Below are 19,325 nucleotides of genomic sequence, written 5' to 3' on the forward strand. Positions count from 1 at the left end.
AATTTTATTTTCAACTTTTCTGTCGGGCAAAAAACCTCTGTCATCAAATCTTAATAATTCTGCAATCATTGAAACAGCAGTAGGCAATACATCATCCTCGCATCTTAATCTATGCCAAGGATACTTTTCCATATCGCCGTAACGCAAATCTCTGTTGGCTTTTGTGTTGCCCTCTTTTAGGGTTACGCGGTGAATGATTTGATGACTGATCAAATTGCCCAGTTCTTTGACATCATCAGGAAGATTTTGAAGAAATTCTTTATAACAGCCGGGATTGGTAAATGTGCCAAATTGTAAATAGTGATTTAAGATTTTTTTGTCCATAATATTGATGAATTAGCGATCTATATAAATTTTTGCCCCTACATTATTCTTTCTTTGTTCCTGACTCAAATTACATATAATCCCCGTTATATTCGTTTCTGGAACAAAGTGAAAGAAACCAAAAGATTTAACTCAATTTTTTTGAGATTAAAGCTTTTGAGTCCGAAGGATTGAATATAATCGCCGTTATATTCGTTTCTGGAACAAAGTGGAAGAAACCAAAAGATTTAACTCAATTTTTTTGAGATTAAAGCTTTTGAGTCCGAAGGATTGAATATAATCCCTGTTAAGTCGCCGATCCCATACGAAGTATGGGGAGGGGACGTTTTTTTCTTTATTGTTCTAATGAATAAAGCTCTCTAGAGCCTTAGGTTTTGTTTTTTCCCAATGCTGTCTCAACCAAAGAAAAAAATGCGACTTAACAACATATATACGCCGAAGGGGTATATATGTTGTTACAGGTCCTCTACTGGCCAAATTCTTCAGGGTGGTTCCAAAAAACTGGTGTAATTGGCCAGTGAAAATGTGTATTTCTTCTAATGATTGCCAAAATACTGCGGATTCAGTAAAAAAACACTTGTTTTTCTTCAGGTAACTATTTTAAGGCCAAAATGACTTAATTTGTATGCCTAACATATCCAAATATGGGAAATTCTTGAAGGAAATCAAAGAGCGCATCCAGAAGGCACAATACGAAGCTTTGAAATCTGTCAATAAAGAGCTTATTAACTTATATTGGGATCTTGGCATGATGATTGTTGAAAAACAAATGAATCAGGGATGGGGCAGAGGCATCATCAAAACTCTTGCCAAAGACCTGCAAAGGGAGTATCCGGGGATCAGGGGATTCTCTGCACAGAACCTATGGTATATGAGGCAATTCTATATGCATTATAAGGACAATGCAAAACTCCAACCACTGGTTGGAGAAATCAGCTGGGCAAAGAATATTATCATACTGGGTGGCTGTGAGGATGATTCGCAACGGGAATTCTACATAAGAATGACCAAGAAATTTGGATGGACAAAAAATGTCCTCCTAAACCAGCTGGAAAACAGAGCCTATGAAAAATATCTTCTCAACCAGACTAATTTTGATAAAACCCTGCCCGAAAAATACAAAGCGCAGGCAAAGCTGGCTGTCAAGGATGAGTATATCTTTGATTTTCTTGAACTGGGAGAGCAGCACTCTGAACGAGAATTGGAAAGATCTTTAACAGACCAAATTAGGGGGTTTCTTACTGAGATTGGAAACTACTTCTGTTTTATTGGGAGTCAATTCAGATTAGAAGTCGGCGGTCAAGAGTATCTTGTTGATTTGCTGCTCTACCATAGAGAATTAAGATGCCTGATTGCAGTTGAGCTGAAGATTTGCGAGTTCAAGCCTGAATATGCCGGGAAGATGCAGTTCTACCTTTCTGCGCTGGATGATACGGTCAAACTGGATCATGAGAATCCTTCAATCGGCATGATCATCTGCAAGAGCAAGAATAAGACGATAGTCGAGTACGCTTTGAAGGACACTAAGAAACCTATCGGGATTGCCTCTTATCGCCTGAGCAGGGAGTTGCCTGAAAGACTTTCAAAGTACTTGCCTTCTGAAAAGGATATTGGAAGGGGATTGAATGGACATCATTGAAGCGATGAAGAAAGAGATGCTCAGAAGGAAACTGAGCCATAGGACAATAATGACATACCTTTTTTATGTCAGGAAATTCTTGTTGTTCTGCCCTAAGGATCCAAAGCAATTCTCAAAGAAAGACTGCAGGGAGTTCCTGATGAGATTCATGGAGAAGGACCTCAAGTGGGCAGGCAAGAAGAATTCGGAGATTGCAGGATCTACCTTGAATGTGGCTCTTAACTCATTGAGATTCATGATGGAAGAAGTGCTGAGAAAGAGCATGAGACTCAACATAAGATATTCAAAGACACCAAAGACAGCAGCAACCTGCCTGAGCAAGGAGGAAGTCAAGGCCTTGATATCTGTGATTGTCAATCCCAAGCACAGACTACTCATATCCTTGATGTATGGAGCAGGGCTTCGTGTCAGCGAGGCTGTCAAGCTGAAGGCAGAGGATATCGAGCTTGAGGAGGATTTAGGATGGGTGAGAAGAGGGAAAGGCAATAAGGACAGGCCATTCATCGTTCCTAAGGGTTTGAAGGAATATTTACAGAAGCTTATTGAAGATTCAGGCACTTATCTGTTTCCAGGGCAGAATGGACACCTTTCAGCAAGGTCAGTGCAAGAGATAGTGAAAAAAGCATCAAAGAAGGCTAAGATAAAGAAGAAAATACATCCCCATACATTGAGGCACAGTTTTGCAACACACCTTCTAGAGGTTGGGAATGATGTTACAGTTGTACAAGCCTTGCTGGGCCATAATGAAGCCAGGACCACGCTGGAATACCTGCATAATGTGAAACCGAGAATGATCAGTGTGAAGAGTCCATTCGACAATCTATAAATCATGCAATTGATGAAACTTGCCTTGCTGGGTCATTCAAGGCTCTCCACGACACAGATATACACAAGAGTTGCAACCAACAAGATTGAAGGCATAGTCCGCTTGATTAGTAAAGAAGATATCAGCCCTGTCCTTAAGAAAAAACTGACAAATGGCATTACAGTCAGAAATGAAAAAAGAGATTGAATTATTCACTTCTTGCTACCCATGTAGAACATCTTCTCTATAGAGACATCCTCCGGGGTGTACTTGCCAGACCTCGGGGAGCTCTCGCATGGATCGACTTTCCTCATCTCAGGTCTCGGCTCTGACCTGAATGTCGCCTGCACTTCTTCCTTGGGCCTGGTTTCGATGACAGGCTCTGGCCTGTTCAGCTTCTGCTTGATATTGGAAATCTCTGTAAGAAGATCATTTATCCTGTTCTGCATGAAATCAATCTGCTTGGCCTGGGTCTCGATGCTTGTGTGCAGCCTCTTGACAAAGGCATTCAGCTCAAGATTTGATCTCATCCCGGAGTCAGGCAAACCCTGCTGTGTTGGCTGCTGGATCGGTTGTGATGACTGCGGCTTTGAATATGATGATTGTGGATAGCCCTGAGGCTTTGGATATGAAGGGCTCGCTTCCCTCACCTGGAACTCAGTGCTGAACCTCACAGCATCCTTATCCCTGTTGATCATGTCCTCTGCCTGGGCAAAGGCATCTTCACTTGATTCAGCCATACCATGCTTCTTAAGATCTTCAGTGAGCTTGTTCATCTTCATAAGCTTAGCAACATCCATATTATCACCTTCTTGTTGTTGTAAATTTGTTCCCATCTGACTGGAACAGCCGTCTGCCTTCCTTATTTGTCCACTGTTTATTAACTTTTCCCACCAACAAAAGGTGGTCACCTAGCTCGATCTCCTTAAAGAGCTCGCACTCAAGATAGCCCAGCGCATCCTTCAGACGAAGGCAGTCAATAGTGTCACAGTGCTCAGTCTTCAGTCCTGCTTTCGCGAACTTGTCCTGATGCATGCCAGACTCCCTGCCGACTATGATGCACTCCTTCTCCCACTTCTCTGGGATGAAGTTGACACAGAATACCTTTGATCCGCTTATCAGCTTATAGGAGAACCTCTTGTCGCTTATCAGGATGCCGTAGAGCAAAGGGTCCCAGGAAATAGGGGCGTGCCAGGAAGCAGCCATGACATTGTCCTTCTCAAGCCTCTTCCCCATGACATCAGCGATGCCCCTTGATGTGACAAAAACTACCTGCCTAGGATAAGCGACCTCAATCATCTTTATGCCTGAAGCTGAATTTCCTGACCTGCCTTGACTGGTGGACCTCGACGTCACCAGCCTTCAGGGCACCGATGATGTAGAAAAGCAGGAAAAGTGCGTAATGCACAAAATAAGTCCTGCTGAACAGGATCTTTCCCACAATCTCGACAACGACCATGACAGTCGATGCATAGAAACCAACCTTCAATACCTCCTTGTAGTATATCTCGAACTTGAGCAGCCTTATCAAGATGAAAACAAGCAATGATGCGATCAGGATGATGATGAGATATTTCAGCGCGAAGAACATGTACGCGAAGAAGATCAGAGACGGGAGCATCAGGATGAGCACTGTGGTCAGAAGAGAGCTGATCCTTTGGCTGTTGCCTGCGACATCAGAATAATCGTCAAGCATGATATGATTCTCCCTGAACCAGCATCTTGTCATGATCTCCTTGTTCGTGATGTACATGAACGGGGTGCTGTATCCTGAGATGTCTATGGTTCCTGCAGTGTCAAGGATGAACATAGAATCCTTCTCCGGCAGAATTATCGGAGAATCCATCTTCTGGGTTATGTCAACGCTGAACTCGCTGAAATGGGAGATCTGATCCTGCAAGAAAGATGACATGCCGATGATCTGCGGAAGGGCAATGAGAGTTACGATGATGAAGACGATGAAAATCAAGGAGAGATAGTAAGAGACGACCTTCTTGCAAGGCCTGTTGGCAAGCTCCCTGTACAGCATTGGATTGAAGGCATGGAAGAAAGTCCTGAAGAAATGATTCTCAGCTATCTTCTGGCCAGCCCTGTGGATATGCTTCCTAGCTTCAGTCTTGCTTTTCCCTACTTTGAACATGCTCAAACCTCTTTTTATGGTGTTTTTAAGCCTTATAAATTGATATTGTCAGAAAAAGCTATATTAATATATAAATATTGTGTTCTAATAAGGCTGGTCCATAGAATTTATCTTTACTCTAATATATTGAACAACTTTGTGAAATTACTGTTTGTCTCTTCCCTGAATTCCAACATCTCTTTCTTGAAACTGCGATAGTCTCTTGACAGAAATTTCAGCTCTGTCTCTACTTTGGCCAGTTGCCTTGCTGTCTGTAAAGTATTTATAAACAGTATTGTAACTAAGGTCAAGGTCAGTGATTCTGTTATCCATGAGCCACCCAGCACTTTGTGCATGATCTGATAAAAGACAAAAAGTGTAAGAAATATCAGGGTGAGCATGTATATAATATTGTAAATATCTTTCCTCTTCATGTGCCGCCTCTCATAAGATAGACCAGCAATATAATTGTGCCAATGAGGGCAATCCACTGTGTCACATACTGCACTTTCAATACAAGCATATCAGTGTCGAATTCCATGGATTCTATATGGGTGATCTTATTTAAATGTTTTATTCAGATTTCTCCGGAAAGTTTTCGAGCAAGAAGAGGACATCCTTCTCTTCCAGGACAATCTTTATTGTGTCAAAATTTGCTTGAATGAGATCTCTGATCTTGTCAAATTTAGGGCTTTTCCTGAGGATTGTTATGATTATTTTGTCTTTTGCGACCCTCTTGATCTCTTCAATTGCTTTGTCTATGTCCCTAAAGTTGTGGATTGATGAGACGCAGGTCACATAGTCGAATGAGCTATCTTCGAAAGGGAGGGATTCTGCTTCTGCTTTTTTTGTCTCGAAAGGATTCTGTTTCAGGAGCTCTTCGCTGGGGTCGATTCCTATTTTTTTGCAGTCCCAAGGCTCCATTGAGATGCCAGTGCCGCAGCCGATGTCGAGCAGGGATTCGTGTTTCTTCGGCTTGATGAGATCCTGGATGATCTGCATCTTCTTCTCCTGCTCTTCCCTGTGCAGCTCATCGTATCCATTGGCAATCTTGTCATAGTATGTCATTTTGGTGATCTGAATTATCTGCTGCTGATATTTATTACTTCTTATATCCCACCCACCACTAATCAGGATCTAACCGCAATGTCATATTCACTTCCTGGATCTTGTCCTGTCATAATACAATCTCAGGAAATCCTTCGGACTAAGGATCCCTATGCTTCTAAACTCCTTTATCCTAAGCAGATGCCTGTCCTGACTTATGATATAATCAGATCTGCCTTCAACAGCAGCTTCAATGAATTTGTCATCATCAGGATCAGCCTTGATAATCTTGAATCTCTTCTCAGGTTTGACAATCGCGGAATTTTCAATAATTTTCTGAACAACCCTTGGCAGGATCAATCCATTGTCAACAATCTTCTCTATGATCCTATCACTCTGCAACACTTTATTGTACTCTTCTATTATGGGATCGGAGAGAACACATATCAATTCTTTCCTGTCTATCAAATCCATTATCCTGAAAGAATCTCCGCTCCAGAAAGTGCCAGAGACCAGCACATTCGTGTCCAAAGTTACCCTAATCTTTCCTGAGATGGTGTACTAATCTATTCACGTCACCTTCATTAATCTTCTTCCTCTTTTGTCGTAGAGGTTCTGTAATCTGCGAAAAAGTTTCAGATGTCACTTTCTTTATAAGCAATGTGCTATCTGTCAGTATGAACAATACTCTTGCGCCTTCCTGCAGATTCAATCGGTTCCTCATATCAGTAGGGATTGCAATCTGGCCTCTTGAGCTCACTTTTCCGATGTCAATCATATCAGTTGCCATAAGTATCATCTTATTTACAAGATTAATAAGATACATCTTGTATATAAATGTTTCCAGGTTTTCTTATGTTCCTTACTTGTCCGCCCTCCGGCCTATACCCCCGGCCACCCACCCCCTATGAGCCAGGCGGGTTGTAATGCAAGAAAATTTCAGTGGAAAAAAATAAATTCGCATCGCGAATTTGATAATGCCAGAAATATTCACTGAAATTTTCTGTTGTGCAAACAAGATAGGCAAAGAATCAAACGAACCAGAAAAGAATTCTTATCCTCCTAAGCAGACTCTGCCTGCAATTCCATCAAAGTAAGCTCATATTGGGAGATCATGACCTCGTAGATAGCTTCCTTGAGGGGTCCTTCGCAGAGGTATAAAGAGCCTGTCAATGTGTCTACCCAGTCTGTGTTGAAATTGCCCAGCTGATACTGGCAGGTCAGGGACTTATCAAAGAAAAGATTCTTGATCTCGTCAGGCTCTTCAGCAGAGAGCTTGATGATCTTCTTTGTCATGATGCAATCAGAATCAATGCTGAACATAGTTATTGTTCCAAGATCATCCTCAATATATTCAGCGGGAGTGCACTCCTGGGCTGCCAGGATGAAACAGGTCTTGTCAGAATCGCAGTCCTTGATACCTGATGTCATCTCTCTAGGCCAATAGATAAAGGCTAACAGGGCAATAAGGATTATGAGAGCGACTGACAGGGAAATGATAGCAGTCTTCCTGGTCTGATAGGATCTCTCCATGTCCAGCTTCCTTATCTGGTCATCGAAATTGAAATCCAGTTTCCTGTCCTCTTTTCCGTTCGGCATCATCCATCCTAATCATACCCAATTTAAAAAGGTTATTATAGGCTAACATGGGTTTTTTAGTTACCCATTAGTAATAAAATTTTTAAATGATTGGGATTCCCAGATTTCCAGATGATATGCAAAATTGAACTCGAGACCTGTCTTGAAAGATTTATAAACTACAAAAACCCCCCTAATAGCATGGGGGAAGGATACAAACCAAAGGCTCTGGATTACCAGAATCTTCCACAGCAGGAGAGAGATAAGATTAATGATGCAGCTACAGTAATGCTAGGAATACTTGAAGGAGCAAGGTCATATCAAGGAGCAAAGCGATATCTTTCTGGTGATACATTTCTTGTCTCGTTCCTAGATACAGACATGATGCTTGAGGGACTGGTGTACCTCATCGAAAGAGAGGACCCTGATGCAGAGCCCAGAGGAGCTGAGAACATGGCCATCAATGCAGTGCTCTTCCTAGCAACAACAGAACGGAAAGAAATGATACCCTACCTGAGATCGATCGGTGGCAATGCAGAACCTAGATTAAGCAAGGCTAGCTGCACACCGGCACTTGTGGCAGCAAGCCAGCAGGCATTATACAAATTGAGCAACGGCAAAGAAGGGCTTGAGCATGCCCTGGATACATATGACATGATGTCAAGTGCCTAGTGCTCCTTCAATAGTACCTATTATCCTTCCATGATTGGCCACGAAATTGTCAAGCAAATCTATCATCATCAATATCCTGTTCTGCTCATCCACTGTGATGCCAGCCTTATTCTGATCGCTCCTCAATCTCATCGGATCCTGATAGTACTCCTTCATCTGTTCTATTGTCTCCTCATGCGAATCCGGCTCCTCCACAGAATATCCATACATCGGAGAACGTGACCTATATGCATTATATGAGTCTATCACCATCAGCAGAATTGCATCGTCAGAACGGTATTTCGGGTCTATGAAACGACTAGGATAACCACTTGTGAAATGATGCCCCATGATTATCGAAGCAATATCCTCCGGGAATCCATCATCTATCCTGTCCTGGATATCCTGGTCCTTGAGATGGCTGTCATACAGATCCCTCATCTGCAGGGCTTCAATCTTGGTGTCATGCGCAGCTGCCCAATCCTGCGCCCAAGACAAGGCTTCCTTCTCGTCGCTGTCCAATTCAAGCCTGATGCGGCCTTCTATTGTCTCACCGACAGAATACTCGTTGAAAATGGTCCTAAGATTGGGGTCTGTGGCAGCATCCTCTTCAACCTGAGCAATCCTGACCTTGAGATAAATCCCCCCCAAGGCAGTCCTCGAGTCAGCAGTGCGCAACTCCCTGTCAATCTGCTCTGCAAACCTCGTGCTCTTGAGTCCGCTCATGATCCTTGTTATCCTTTCCCTCACCTGATCACTATCCATGCCTTCCAGCTCATCCTCATATGTGAATCCTATATGCCTCTTGATCGCATTAAGTCTTATTGCATCATTCACAAGCATCCCACCAAGGGATCTTCCAGAGAACCTGAATATTATGGCTCTCCCTCTCTCGCTAACCTTACCAAGGTCATGGAACCTTGCAGCGCTCTGAACACTTCCTGGATGAACATCCAATGCCATCCCTTCCTGAGATGCAACCCATCTCGATACCTGATCAGCAAATATCCCTGACAATAATGAGACCTCAACAATATGCTGGCGCAGATCACCATATTCCCTCAAGACCTTGAGCTCATCACCAAGCCCCTGTTCTCCCCAAAGGCCAAAAATCCTCTCGCTCTCCCTCAATACCTTCCTCTCCAGAGGGGCATACTGCTCAGGATGAAGGATGACACCGCCAACCTCAATCTCCTCATCCCAGCCATCGACTCTTATGGCTTTCATGACCAATGGGCTTCCGCTTCCAAGCTCTGTGTTAAACTGGTCATCGAGCTGCTGCTTGATCTCTAATGGTAGATCATTGCGATCCACTTCAACACCATCCTTAGTATAGACAACAACACCTTCTTCGTTGACATTAGCGGAAAAGCCGTCGATGACGAGGGTTGCTTGAGCTTCTTGGTTTACAGCAGATCCTTGATCAGTGCCTTTGGTGGCTATAGGTATCCCCATGGAGATTCTGTACCTATCATAAACAGCCAGGCCATTCCATTCACCTAAGGTCATACCACGATTCGGTAGGAAGGTTGAGGGATCTTTAGTAGAGAGGATTTCGATATCATCACCCTTCTCCTTATAAACATCATCGAAGAGCCTCTGTTGAGTATCTGCAATGAGGCGCTGCTTCTGCTCTATGGAAAGCTGAGAGAATTGGGTCCGGCTTACTCCTAAAACTGTTTCCATCTCCTCAACAGATTCAGCAGGTCCAAACAGGGCAAAATCACCAATCTTGCGGCCTCTCAGATTCTCAAGGGTATCCGGGGTCTGTGACATAAGAGCAAGCGTCTGTTTGATGCCATCAACAATATTACTTTTATCTCTTATATGGAATGTCTCATAGCGCTGATATCTGGCCATCAAATCATCTATGGACTCTGATAATCTTGGGTCATCAAGTGACGCTATCTCCTGTTCAATCATATCCCTCAATCCCTGCAAAGTCAGGGGAGTCCCTTTCAAGGCCCCAGTGCCTGTATACAGCACATCAAAATCAGAAGCCAGGATCTTCTCATTGTTCAACTTCCTATCTAGTATCCTATCCATCATCCTGTCAATATCAAAACCCGCATCCAGCAATGGCTGCAACAAACCAAACCTCATGAGAGCTGATTTTGTCCTATCTGCTCCCTGTCTGTCTCTGATATTACTGAAGATCGACTCAAATTCCTTGTTCATAACGCTGCTAAAAATAAGATTGCTGACAGAGATATGATCAGCGACAAATCCAGCTGCAATATTCTTCAGTCTCTGTTCAGTCTCTGGATCAGGTTCAAGGGAATGCTCACCCATGAACCGTATACCTCTCAGCAACTGTCTCAATTCAGGGTCCCGTTTAACATCCTTGCCGGGAACCAATCTCAGGACACCATTCTCAGAATCAGATATGGCCTGGGCTGATCCGTATAAGATGCCATCAGAGGACAACTGGAATCTTGAAACTGTGAAGCCCCACTCATCAAAAATCTCTTCTCCTATACCCTGTGAAAGAAAATCAATAGTGACTGCATCCGGGAACAATCTTGCTGCCTCAGATCTGAGTGCTGCTTCCTGATTTTCAGTGATCCCTTTCGGGGTTACAATATCAAGATCAGAAAGGCCTGTGAATCCAGGCATCCCAAGCATGGGCCTCCTTACATCACCTCCAGTTATGGCAACATCAATATCCAGCCTTCTTCTTGCGAAATTGAAGAATTCGGTTATCCTAGGATCAACAGTCATCTGCCTTGGCCGGCCAGTCGCATGCTCAGTGACCTGCAGGACATGGAAGCCGTCAGATGTCGTCGATACAGGTTTAATGCCTTGTCGGGAACGATTTGAAAGCCAGTTGACAGCCTTCATAGCATAATAAGTCGTTCCAACAGCTGCCGCGATGCCAAGACCATACCATAAAATGGGGCTTGAGAGGAGTCCAGTCTGAGCATTCTGGACACTGCCGAGGGAGTCAGCCCAGGCGCTCATTGATGATGCTAAAAACACACCTGCTGTTATGGCACCATTCCGCGCAGCAGAGCCCAGTCTCCTGAGGAAGCCTGTTGAGGCAGGGGCTTGGGCGGGCGCTTGGTCTTCTTGGGCTGGTGATTGAGCAGATGGCTCTGCTTCTTGGACTGTTTGTGTTTGCTTCGCCTGTGCTTTTGCAATCAGGCCATCCCTGATAGCTTCCTGCTCTTGGGTCAAACCTGTCAATGCGTTAAGGTCACGGATGACGGTTGCAGGGCTCATTCCATTCTGCAGATCCAACCTTGCCTTGTCGAGAGCTGCTTCGACTGAGTACCCTTTTTCTGAAATCTCCAATAACTCATCCATCAATGCAGACTCTTCAGCATCTGTCATCGAGTCATATCCATCAACATACTGCATGAGATCAGACAGATGGAGTCTGAAATCATATTCCCCTACCTGGAAATCAATGATCTTCACATTGCCTTGTGAGTCAACCACAATATTCTGTGCCTTAAAATCATACAGTCCTATGCCTGACTGCTTTGCAAAATAATATGCGTTGGATATGTCTCGTAATGCATCTGCATGGATTGTTGTATCAGATATCACATCACCCTCAACATACTCCCTGAGGTATGCGTCCCCATAATATTCATAGGGGATCACAAATGCCCCTGAGTCCTTGAGCTTATCCAGAGTATCATATTCAGTTCTCAAGGAAGTGCCAGGCATAGCAATTTTCAATACAAATTCTTGTCCATCCTTCTCTACAACCTGAACAATACCAAAACCACCGATACCAATCACTCTCTTGAATATGAGTGTCGGATCAATCTGGGATGTGGACCTGAGAGATCCTACCCTCTGTGCAATAGTATCCATGCTGTTCACAATTTGAGATAAGCGATCAAATTCTTCTTGGCTTAGCAATCCTTCGAACATGTCATAGCTCAGACCTTTAGCAATATTCTGACTCTTGTCCAGATTATTGACAACGTTTCTAACTACGATATCAATAATCTCCCCGCTGAACATTTCCTGATATGGGTTGAAAAGAACCCTTATTCTATCCTGCATCTCGGAAGTTCCAGTGTCTGCCCTAGGCTGATATCCAGACTTATCATCATTCTCCTCCTGGATCCACTTGTATGCTTCTGCTGCCCCATATGCAATCGCGCCAGCCACTGCACTGATCCCGATAAAGGGCATGAGCGGAGCTGTGAATACTGCGAGGGAATCTGTCATAGCAGGAGAGAAGACCAATCCCATACCCGCAAACAGTGATGCCATCATCATGCCTGGTGTTGCGAAGCCTGCCTCAGGGAATGGCACTTGCAGAGCAGACTGTATTGCTTGTGCCTGTCCAGGTGTTGCCTCTCTGCCCCACCCGTCAACCTGATCCTGTGTTGTGAGACCTATCGCTTTTCCGTCAGGGGCAGTGTAGAGAGTTATGTGGGCAGGACTCCTCGCTATCGGTTCCTGTATACCCAATGCTTGCAGTCGTTGGTCAATATTGTCATAGAATTCCTGCATCCCTTCAGCCTGTACATGTTCTATTATTGTCCTTCTTCCCTGATCATCCCTGACGATGCTGTATCTGCCTGTCCTTGTGACGCTGAAATCTATCCCTTGCGCTGCTTGAGTCATGATCTCTTTGGCCTTGTCCTTTGCCTCCTTGTTTGAGAGGCCTATGGTCTTCAAGATCTTCTGAAGATCATGGCCAAAACCAATCAATGTCGTGTGGAATTCTGCCTTCGGTGTCCATTCCTCACCATCCATGGTGAATGGAGAAGGTCTTTGGATATCAAGAGACAATGCTGTGCCAGCAGAGGTTATATCCACTTTTGGTGATAATACAGCTGAAGGCCTCGCAGGCTCTATCATCACCATGCTCTCGACAAGACCATCAGCTTTTTCTTTATGACCTTGTTTGATATTATAATTGAGATTGTAATAATCAGTAGCAAGTGTTAGAGTATCAACTGAGCCAAAGTATCTTAGGAGCACATCATCACTGATCTCATAACCTGCTTCGCTTAACTTGTCCCTTATCAATCCCTGAAATATGGATTGTATCTCTGCATCAGCCCTGCCAGTAGCACCAGCGGCAAGCAGATCAGACCTTATCGATTCAATAATTGGTGCAACAGAATCTTTCCCTATCATACCCTGTTCATTAGGGGTAGGACAGACCTGCGCAAAAGAGAAAGGCATGCCTATTATCAGAAGCGTCAAGAAGATCGCTATGGCCTTGCAATTCTCCTTCCTCATAAGTCACCTCTGGAGAAAAGCTTCACCTTGATATAAGCAGAAAGAGAGATGCCAAGCTTCTTTGCCTCAGCCTCTACCTTAGCTTTCTCTTCAGGGCTGAGATACACGTGGACCATATGTTTCTTTGAAGCCATAGTATTATTAGAATATTTTAATAGTAATATATAAATATTTTTATAATATTACTTTTTAATAACTATTAAAGAGTGGTGAAAAACACAACATTTATAAATATTGTATCATATGAATTCAGGATGAGTCCAAACCAAGATTCAGGATTTTCTTCAGTACAGAATTATCTAAGTGCTGTGAATGATTATCTAAAGCAGGAACCATCAAAGGGAGAAGATGCAGATTTTGCAGAACTTGAAGCAGTATGCAACATGGCAGGTGCCAGGCTCATCAGTTATCAGAGAGATCCCAGAGTCCTCTTGATAGGGACACATGCATCTTTCGCCTCACAGGACAGTCCAATCGCATCAGTGATCAGAGATAATCTCGAAGAAAATGATTCAGTCATGTTCCCTTATGAATTCAGAGGTAGGATATTGACCGGGCTGGATATGATGAAGGGATTTGTCTCACTTATCCACGAAGAGCTTCAAGGGAAGAATGCTTATGTAATAGCTAATGATGATCCTGCAATCGTATGCCAGATAGCAGACACTGCAAGGGATCTCGATAGACTGGTCATCGGTGAAGCTGCAAAAACAGATATTGATAAGACAGCAGACAGGCTCTTAATACTTTATAATATGAGAGAGAACAACTTCTTGTACTCCAAATGGGGTATCATCCCCCAATTGGAGCTATCAAGAAAGGTCTTCCAAGTGCTCCCTGTAAAGCATCTCGCTTCGCAATACATAGCAGGAGCACTTCAGGAGAAAGGGATAAGCTATTGCGAAATATTGCCAGGCTGAAAAAATGACGGACCTTGAGAACATAATGAAGACAGGAAGCGTGTCAGAGAGGATCGAAGCCTTGACAAGGTTCGCTCTCACTCAAGACACAGAAAATCTTCCGTATGTATTGGGAGAATTAGAACACCATAGGAGCCTGAATGTCAAGCAAGCAATGTGCCTCAGCCTGAGATATTTCGATGCACCTGGGACAGGTTTCAAGCTTGAAAAGATGCTAGAAGATGATTCACCAAAAGTGAGATGGGCTGCTGCATATGGACTAAGCGGCATAACCAGTTATACACCCCATGATTTTTTCCGAAGAGCAGCTGAATCCTCAGATAGGGAGACCTGGAGCCTAGCCTTGCAGAGCTTAAATACAACAAACCTACCCGCAGCTGAACACATGATAGAATCAGCCCTTTCCCACAGCGATCCCTTCGTGGTATCTACAGCCGTATACAGGGCAGGTAAACTTACCGGACCTGACTTCATTGAGAGAGCGAAAGGCTTCACAGGACATCCAGACGTAACAGTAAGGGAGAATGCTTTCAGAATATTATACGAGCTGGGGGATAATGGGGTCCTCGAAGACATGGCAAATGATGAGGACGAGATCATCAGGATGAGAGCGCAACTCTTGGCCAAGGGCAAGATAGAAGAGAAAAAATCTTATGATCCAGAACTTGAAGACAAGTTCATAGGTTGTATGGTGGGAGCGGCTATCGGAGATGCCATCGGAGCACCAATAGAGACATTATCCCAAGAAGGAATCCAAAAGAGATATGGCACTGTCACCAGTTACATATCAAATGAACTCAGGAGAGGCACGCCTCTAGGAATCGCAGAATGGACTGATGATACCGAGATGGCAATGACAGTTGCTGAGTCCCTAATGAGAATGGGGGGCATAGACCCCCAACACCTGGGTGAGCTTTTCGGCAGGGACATTGACAGGATAGATTCACTCCAAGAAAAAGAAAGAGGGTATTCAGTCAGATCAATCCAAGTCTCCAGAATGCTGAGGTTAGGGGTAAATTGGAGATATACCGGAATTGATTCGCTCGGATGCGGTTCAGTCATGAGGGCACACCCAATCGGGTTATTCTTCAGGGACAATATGCCTGATATGAAGAAGAATTCTGATCTTCAATCCAGGATAACCCATAATGGAGAAGAATCATCAGCCTCTTCCCTACTATTATGCTATGCAGTCTCATTGGCTTCACAATACAAACCTGAAGACGGAGGCATACCACAAGATTTCTATAAGAGAATCCTGGATCTTTCAGGATGTTCAGGAACTCTCCATGACGAGCTGAAGGATTATGCAGATAACCAGAATCTCACTTTGTTGGAACTAGTAGAATTGAAGAAAGGTGGCAGAGGTCCTGTAGGCACAGTCACTGTAGCTGTAGATTCTTTCATGAGAAGCCCTGATGATTTCCGTGATGTAATAATCCGAGCGATAAACCACAGCGGGGATTCAGATAGTGTAGGATCGATGGCAGGAGCAATGGCCGGAGCATACAATGGATTCAGCAGAATACCGGAAGATATGGTCAAGCCATTATACAGGAAAGATGATCTGATTGAGTTGGGGAAACAATTATACAAAGCTTACAGAAAGACCTAACATACTTTTGCCTTCTCTGCCTGTACACCTATGTGCATGTCTAAGATGCTTTCTCTTGAATCAATCAACCCATTCTGCAAGAGATGCTCTTCATATACCCTAAAAGCAGATATCAACTCTTCATCTGAATACTGCAGACCCAATGCACCTGCAATCTGCCTAAATCGTGTGAAGTCAAGAATTCTCACCTCAGACCTCATCTTATCCCTGAATAACCTGGACTGCTCAGCGCTAATATCTGAAGGTGATTCTCCATCTGAAAGGAGAGTCCTGTCACCTGATTGAGAAACCTCTGACATCATGTCACTATCTATATAAAAGTGGGATATCATGGAAGCTGTCTCTTGGACATCAACATCCTCACCTTGCCTTTCTCTCTTCTGATCCACATCAAGCTTGATGAACTGGCTATTCAATCCAATCCTATTTACTGAAGTTATCTGGTTTGCAATGCCTGGCAAGATTGAATCAGAAGGTTCTACATTCCCTAGACCATAGAATGGATTATGGCCCCCCGCCAGTAAGTCAGCACCCAGTATGTCAAGGAAACTAGTCAACAATCCAGGATCCAGTAAGAAATCAGGGAATCTAGCCTGACCTCCAGCAGCCTTATCTGACTTGTCAGCAGCCAATATTGTGGTGCTGTCTGTCGTGAAATATGGTGTGTTCAATCCTTCAGACAGCCTTCTTGCGAGAAGCTCATTCACATCATTTATTGAGATGGATCCTTTACTCTGACGCAAATCCTGAAGCTCCTTCATGAATTCAGCGGTGGGTCCTCCATGCACAAATGCAAGAGAGGGTCCGCCTTCAACATTAACCTTTGCGATCATCGGCCTGGTCAGGAGCCAATCAATATATTGCATAGCCTGCGGGTTGATTTCCCTAAGTTCCTGCAGTGCTCGTTGGTCATTTGATGCAAGTGCTCGTATAAGCTTAGGTATCTCACCTGTGCCCTCATCAAAAACAGTCTTCTTACCCTCCTGGACAAAACCAATATCACCTGTGAAGCCGAATGCCTTGAGCATATCCACCCTTCTCCATTTCCTGCCAACAGGATAATGCCACATGCCTCCTGGTACAGCCAAGAAATCAACTTCATGATTACCCATCAATACGACAACTGCTCCATCTTTCTCTCTGGCCTGTGATTCAAGATCCTTCAAAAGCTTTATTGCCTCAGCTGATTGGATACCTGAAGTGTCGCTGCCTCCGTCGATGAGATCCCCTATCTGCAGAAGAACTGTTCCAGGCTCCGCAATCCAGTTCCCAGATTCATCCATGATCCCCCTATCCACGAGGGTCTTCCTCAAGTTGGCAGTGCTCGCATGAAGATCACCGATAGAAACAAGACGCTTGGCAGAGACTTCTACGACAGGACCTTCGGATCTCACTGATTCTTTCCTTGATGGCCCAACCCTGGTCATCTCTGCGTCGACATATGATCCTAATTCATTTACCAGATCATCAATAGTATCCACCCTATCCTGCAGAACTGCTGTTTCCAGGATAGGGACAAAATCCCGGTCCACTTCCTCTACACCATAAAGCTTCTTACCCGCTTCACTCTGCGGGAGATCCCCATATCTTTCTGATAGGTAATCTGTGGCAATCTTGATTGATACTTCGGTCAACTTAGTATCCTTCAGAAGCACCTGTTTAATCCTAGCTATATCCAGATCAGCTCTTCCTGCAACAAGATCCTCATCTATTATAGACAGAACCTGACCTTGAGCCTTGCCCGGAATATTAATCCCATGTTTTTCAGCTAAGCTATCAATCATTGTTTTTCTGAAATTCCTACGTTGAGTCTGGGTCATGCCACTACTTGTATACAATCTTTGAATTGACGGCTGAGATTTGGTAGCTGCACTCTTAGCCTTTTTCTCATACATCGTCTTGTAATCCTCAAGGGTTCCACCTTCTATGACCTTGACAGTGGCTCCCGAGACTTCTGTTGTCTCTCTTATAGGAAGTTCTGTCAATCCAACTGAGAACAAGTAAGCCTCAAGCCTGCCTTGAGAATAGCTCTCCCAATCACTCCCTTCCATAAAATATACCTGCAAACCTTGGCAACCAGTGCATGCTTCCAAAGAACGTGTAATCCATTCCCTGTCTGTGACCGGAGCCATGATTATCTGATCAGATAATGGTATGGAATTTGGGATATGACCTTCAATCTTACCAACCACGCTGTTTGAACTCATCCCCTGAAGAACACTTATTATCTGATTGAAATGCATACTGTTCTGAACAAGATAGGTGATATCAAGCCCAGAATCCAGATTGGTCTTCAGGTGATTATAGACTATTGATGCAGCTAGCAATCTTTTCGCATCATCCTGATCCATAGCTGCACTGATCTTCTCTTCAAGGGACAAGGTCGGCATGCCATAGCTTGTATAGAATCCATAGTTCTCATCCCTAGGAAGATAGAAGGAGTCCTCTGATTCCTGCAATCCTTGAGGGCTGAAGATGAAAACAATATTGCCATACATGAAGTCCCCTGGGCTTCCAAGATTGACATGGACATGCTCAGTGCCTGCCCATAGCTCATCCTTGGTACTGAACCCTGTCTCAGCTGACCTGTAAAACATAGGCGTATGGCCTTCACTCAATACAATGTCCAACAGTCCACCTTCTCCTGAATCCTTGATCATTGTCCTGGTATGTGGCAGGCGAGAGACCACAGGCATGATCATCTCAGACATTTGCTTGACATAATCCTTGACCCTCGACCTCAATTCATGGCTTATCTCAAATCTATCGACAAGACTGTCTACCAACTGATCAACACTCTTCTCAGTATTCTTATCAGACTTCCCCTTCTTGTCTTGTATCACCTGCAATATCGCACTATGGTAGGCCTCGGGATCAGCCATTTGCGCCTTCAGTATCAGGAAGAACTCTTCGATAAGAGGATAATTCCCCAATATGCTCTCAATCTCCTTCTTCTTCAGTTCCACTTCCTCCTGAGAATGCGTTCTTGAGGGATCAGGCTTCTTCGGCTCAATCGGAGATACTTCCAGGAATATGTTATCAGGTTTAATATCCTCTGGGTCTGTCTTATCCCCTACAAATAATGAGATCCTCATACCATCCAGATCAGCTACCTGGAAATAATATCTGCTCTTTGCATGTGTCGGAGATGCGAAACTTATCGGGTAGAGCCTGCCCATGAAGTTCAGGTTCATGTTACCTCTCTCGTCCTCGACAATCATGATGCCTTTCTGGCCAAGGAATGTCCTTGTCTGGCTGGATGCTAATGATTGTCTAATACTGTCTGCGAGCCTGATCTCTTCCTCTGAAAGCTGAGAACCTATAGGTTCAACCTGCTCTGAAGATGGCGCTTCAGGCATTTCAGGTATGACGACTGCAAATCTCCCTTCCCATTGGCTTGCCGGCGGTATCTC

At 44.1% G+C, this 19,325-nt stretch carries 18 protein-coding genes; 6 read left to right on the top strand and 12 right to left on the bottom strand.

Features of this window, described 5'->3' with window-relative positions; all coding sequences use genetic code 11:
- Positions 1 to 324 (bottom strand): hypothetical protein (locus JW968_06805; GenBank protein MBN1386649.1); only part of this gene is annotated, 324 nt, incomplete at its 3' end.
- Between the two features lie 625 nt (positions 325 to 949).
- On the opposite strand from JW968_06805, the gene JW968_06810 reads away from it, so the two are divergent.
- From JW968_06810 to JW968_06820, 3 genes are read left to right on the top strand one after another with little or no spacing between them, the layout of a single operon-like run.
- Positions 950 to 1,963, top strand: coding sequence for a DUF1016 family protein (locus JW968_06810; GenBank protein MBN1386650.1), 1,014 nt, complete (start codon positions 950 to 952; stop codon positions 1,961 to 1,963).
- Complete coding sequence (locus tag JW968_06815; protein ID MBN1386651.1) at positions 1,950 to 2,789, top strand: tyrosine-type recombinase/integrase; 840 nt, start codon at positions 1,950 to 1,952, stop codon at positions 2,787 to 2,789. Before JW968_06810 ends, JW968_06815 begins: the two co-directional genes overlap by 14 nt.
- Before the next feature lie 3 nt (positions 2,790 to 2,792).
- Positions 2,793 to 2,975 (top strand): hypothetical protein, encoded by a 183-nt coding sequence (locus tag JW968_06820; GenBank protein ID MBN1386652.1) that lies wholly within the window; start codon positions 2,793 to 2,795, stop codon positions 2,973 to 2,975.
- Between the two features lie 5 nt (positions 2,976 to 2,980).
- Here JW968_06820 and JW968_06825 read toward each other — a convergent pair whose 3' ends face one another.
- From JW968_06825 to JW968_06860, 8 genes are all read right to left on the bottom strand, one after another.
- On the bottom strand, positions 2,981 to 3,568 hold the full coding sequence (locus tag JW968_06825; protein MBN1386653.1) for a hypothetical protein: 588 nt from the start codon (positions 3,566 to 3,568) through the stop codon (positions 2,981 to 2,983).
- Between the two features lie 4 nt (positions 3,569 to 3,572).
- Positions 3,573 to 4,067, bottom strand: coding sequence for a flavin reductase family protein (locus JW968_06830; GenBank protein ID MBN1386654.1), 495 nt, complete (start codon positions 4,065 to 4,067; stop codon positions 3,573 to 3,575).
- Positions 4,060 to 4,908 carry a DUF1189 family protein gene (locus tag JW968_06835; protein ID MBN1386655.1) on the bottom strand — a complete coding sequence of 283 codons (849 nt, stop codon included), beginning with the start codon at positions 4,906 to 4,908 and terminating at the stop codon, positions 4,060 to 4,062. The genes JW968_06830 and JW968_06835 overlap by 8 nt, the downstream gene beginning before the upstream one ends.
- 144 nt (positions 4,909 to 5,052) lie before the next feature.
- A complete protein-coding gene (locus JW968_06840) occupies positions 5,053 to 5,220 on the bottom strand; it encodes a hypothetical protein (GenBank protein ID MBN1386656.1) in 168 nt (55 codons plus the stop codon).
- A 240-nt stretch (positions 5,221 to 5,460) separates the two neighbouring features.
- The gene (locus tag JW968_06845; protein MBN1386657.1) at positions 5,461 to 5,955 is read right to left on the bottom strand and encodes a methyltransferase domain-containing protein; all 495 of its coding nucleotides are present in this window, start codon (positions 5,953 to 5,955) and stop codon (positions 5,461 to 5,463) included.
- Positions 5,956 to 6,042: 87 nt separating this feature from the next.
- Positions 6,043 to 6,465 carry a putative toxin-antitoxin system toxin component, PIN family gene (locus tag JW968_06850; GenBank protein MBN1386658.1) on the bottom strand — a complete coding sequence of 141 codons (423 nt, stop codon included), beginning with the start codon at positions 6,463 to 6,465 and terminating at the stop codon, positions 6,043 to 6,045.
- Between the two features lie 7 nt (positions 6,466 to 6,472).
- Positions 6,473 to 6,724: an AbrB/MazE/SpoVT family DNA-binding domain-containing protein gene (locus JW968_06855; GenBank protein ID MBN1386659.1), complete on the bottom strand. Its 252-nt coding sequence runs from the start codon at positions 6,722 to 6,724 to the stop codon at positions 6,473 to 6,475.
- 272 nt (positions 6,725 to 6,996) lie between these two features.
- Complete coding sequence (locus JW968_06860; protein MBN1386660.1) at positions 6,997 to 7,533, bottom strand: hypothetical protein; 537 nt, start codon at positions 7,531 to 7,533, stop codon at positions 6,997 to 6,999.
- Positions 7,534 to 7,713: 180 nt separating this feature from the next.
- Between JW968_06860 and JW968_06865 the strand changes: the two genes are divergently transcribed.
- Positions 7,714 to 8,184, top strand: coding sequence for a hypothetical protein (locus tag JW968_06865; protein MBN1386661.1), 471 nt, complete (start codon positions 7,714 to 7,716; stop codon positions 8,182 to 8,184).
- Here JW968_06865 and JW968_06870 read toward each other — a convergent pair.
- Both JW968_06870 and JW968_06875 read right to left on the bottom strand, forming a co-directional pair.
- Positions 8,173 to 13,377, bottom strand: coding sequence for a protein kinase family protein (locus JW968_06870; protein MBN1386662.1), 5,205 nt, complete (start codon positions 13,375 to 13,377; stop codon positions 8,173 to 8,175). The genes JW968_06865 and JW968_06870 overlap by 12 nt on opposite strands.
- Complete coding sequence (locus tag JW968_06875; protein ID MBN1386663.1) at positions 13,374 to 13,511, bottom strand: hypothetical protein; 138 nt, start codon at positions 13,509 to 13,511, stop codon at positions 13,374 to 13,376. The genes JW968_06870 and JW968_06875 overlap by 4 nt, the downstream gene beginning before the upstream one ends.
- 120 nt (positions 13,512 to 13,631) lie before the next feature.
- Between JW968_06875 and JW968_06880 the strand changes: the two genes are divergently transcribed.
- Both JW968_06880 and JW968_06885 read left to right on the top strand, forming a co-directional pair.
- Positions 13,632 to 14,297: a hypothetical protein gene (locus JW968_06880; GenBank protein ID MBN1386664.1), complete on the top strand. Its 666-nt coding sequence runs from the start codon at positions 13,632 to 13,634 to the stop codon at positions 14,295 to 14,297.
- A 4-nt stretch (positions 14,298 to 14,301) separates the two neighbouring features.
- Complete coding sequence (locus JW968_06885) at positions 14,302 to 15,912, top strand: ADP-ribosylglycohydrolase family protein (GenBank protein MBN1386665.1); 1,611 nt, start codon at positions 14,302 to 14,304, stop codon at positions 15,910 to 15,912.
- Here the strand turns inward: JW968_06885 and JW968_06890 are convergent.
- A partial coding sequence (locus JW968_06890) for a metallophosphoesterase (GenBank protein MBN1386666.1) occupies positions 15,909 to 19,325 on the bottom strand: 3,417 nt, incomplete at its 5' end. The genes JW968_06885 and JW968_06890 overlap by 4 nt on opposite strands.

This window comes from Candidatus Woesearchaeota archaeon, from assembly GCA_016928155.1.
Lineage (GTDB): Archaea > Nanobdellota > Nanobdellia > Woesearchaeales > JAFGLG01 > JAFGLG01.

Excerpts from the sequence above, each read along its gene's own strand:
- JW968_06810 (MBN1386650.1), top strand. The coding sequence starts at position 950 with ATGCCTAACATATCCAAATATGGGAAATTCTTGAAGGAAATCAAAGAG.
- JW968_06815 (MBN1386651.1), top strand. The coding sequence starts at position 1,950 with ATGGACATCATTGAAGCGATGAAGAAAGAGATGCTCAGAAGGAAACTG.
- JW968_06820 (MBN1386652.1), top strand. The coding sequence starts at position 2,793 with ATGCAATTGATGAAACTTGCCTTGCTGGGTCATTCAAGGCTCTCCACG.
- JW968_06825 (MBN1386653.1), bottom strand. The coding sequence starts at position 3,568 with ATGGATGTTGCTAAGCTTATGAAGATGAACAAGCTCACTGAAGATCTT.
- JW968_06830 (MBN1386654.1), bottom strand. The coding sequence starts at position 4,067 with ATGATTGAGGTCGCTTATCCTAGGCAGGTAGTTTTTGTCACATCAAGG.
- JW968_06835 (MBN1386655.1), bottom strand. The coding sequence starts at position 4,908 with ATGTTCAAAGTAGGGAAAAGCAAGACTGAAGCTAGGAAGCATATCCAC.
- JW968_06840 (MBN1386656.1), bottom strand. The coding sequence starts at position 5,220 with ATGGATAACAGAATCACTGACCTTGACCTTAGTTACAATACTGTTTAT.
- JW968_06845 (MBN1386657.1), bottom strand. The coding sequence starts at position 5,955 with ATGACATACTATGACAAGATTGCCAATGGATACGATGAGCTGCACAGG.
- JW968_06855 (MBN1386659.1), bottom strand. The coding sequence starts at position 6,724 with ATGGCAACTGATATGATTGACATCGGAAAAGTGAGCTCAAGAGGCCAG.
- JW968_06860 (MBN1386660.1), bottom strand. The coding sequence starts at position 7,533 with ATGCCGAACGGAAAAGAGGACAGGAAACTGGATTTCAATTTCGATGAC.
- JW968_06865 (MBN1386661.1), top strand. The coding sequence starts at position 7,714 with ATGGGGGAAGGATACAAACCAAAGGCTCTGGATTACCAGAATCTTCCA.
- JW968_06870 (MBN1386662.1), bottom strand. The coding sequence starts at position 13,377 with ATGAGGAAGGAGAATTGCAAGGCCATAGCGATCTTCTTGACGCTTCTG.
- JW968_06875 (MBN1386663.1), bottom strand. The coding sequence starts at position 13,511 with ATGGCTTCAAAGAAACATATGGTCCACGTGTATCTCAGCCCTGAAGAG.
- JW968_06880 (MBN1386664.1), top strand. The coding sequence starts at position 13,632 with ATGAGTCCAAACCAAGATTCAGGATTTTCTTCAGTACAGAATTATCTA.
- JW968_06885 (MBN1386665.1), top strand. The coding sequence starts at position 14,302 with ATGACGGACCTTGAGAACATAATGAAGACAGGAAGCGTGTCAGAGAGG.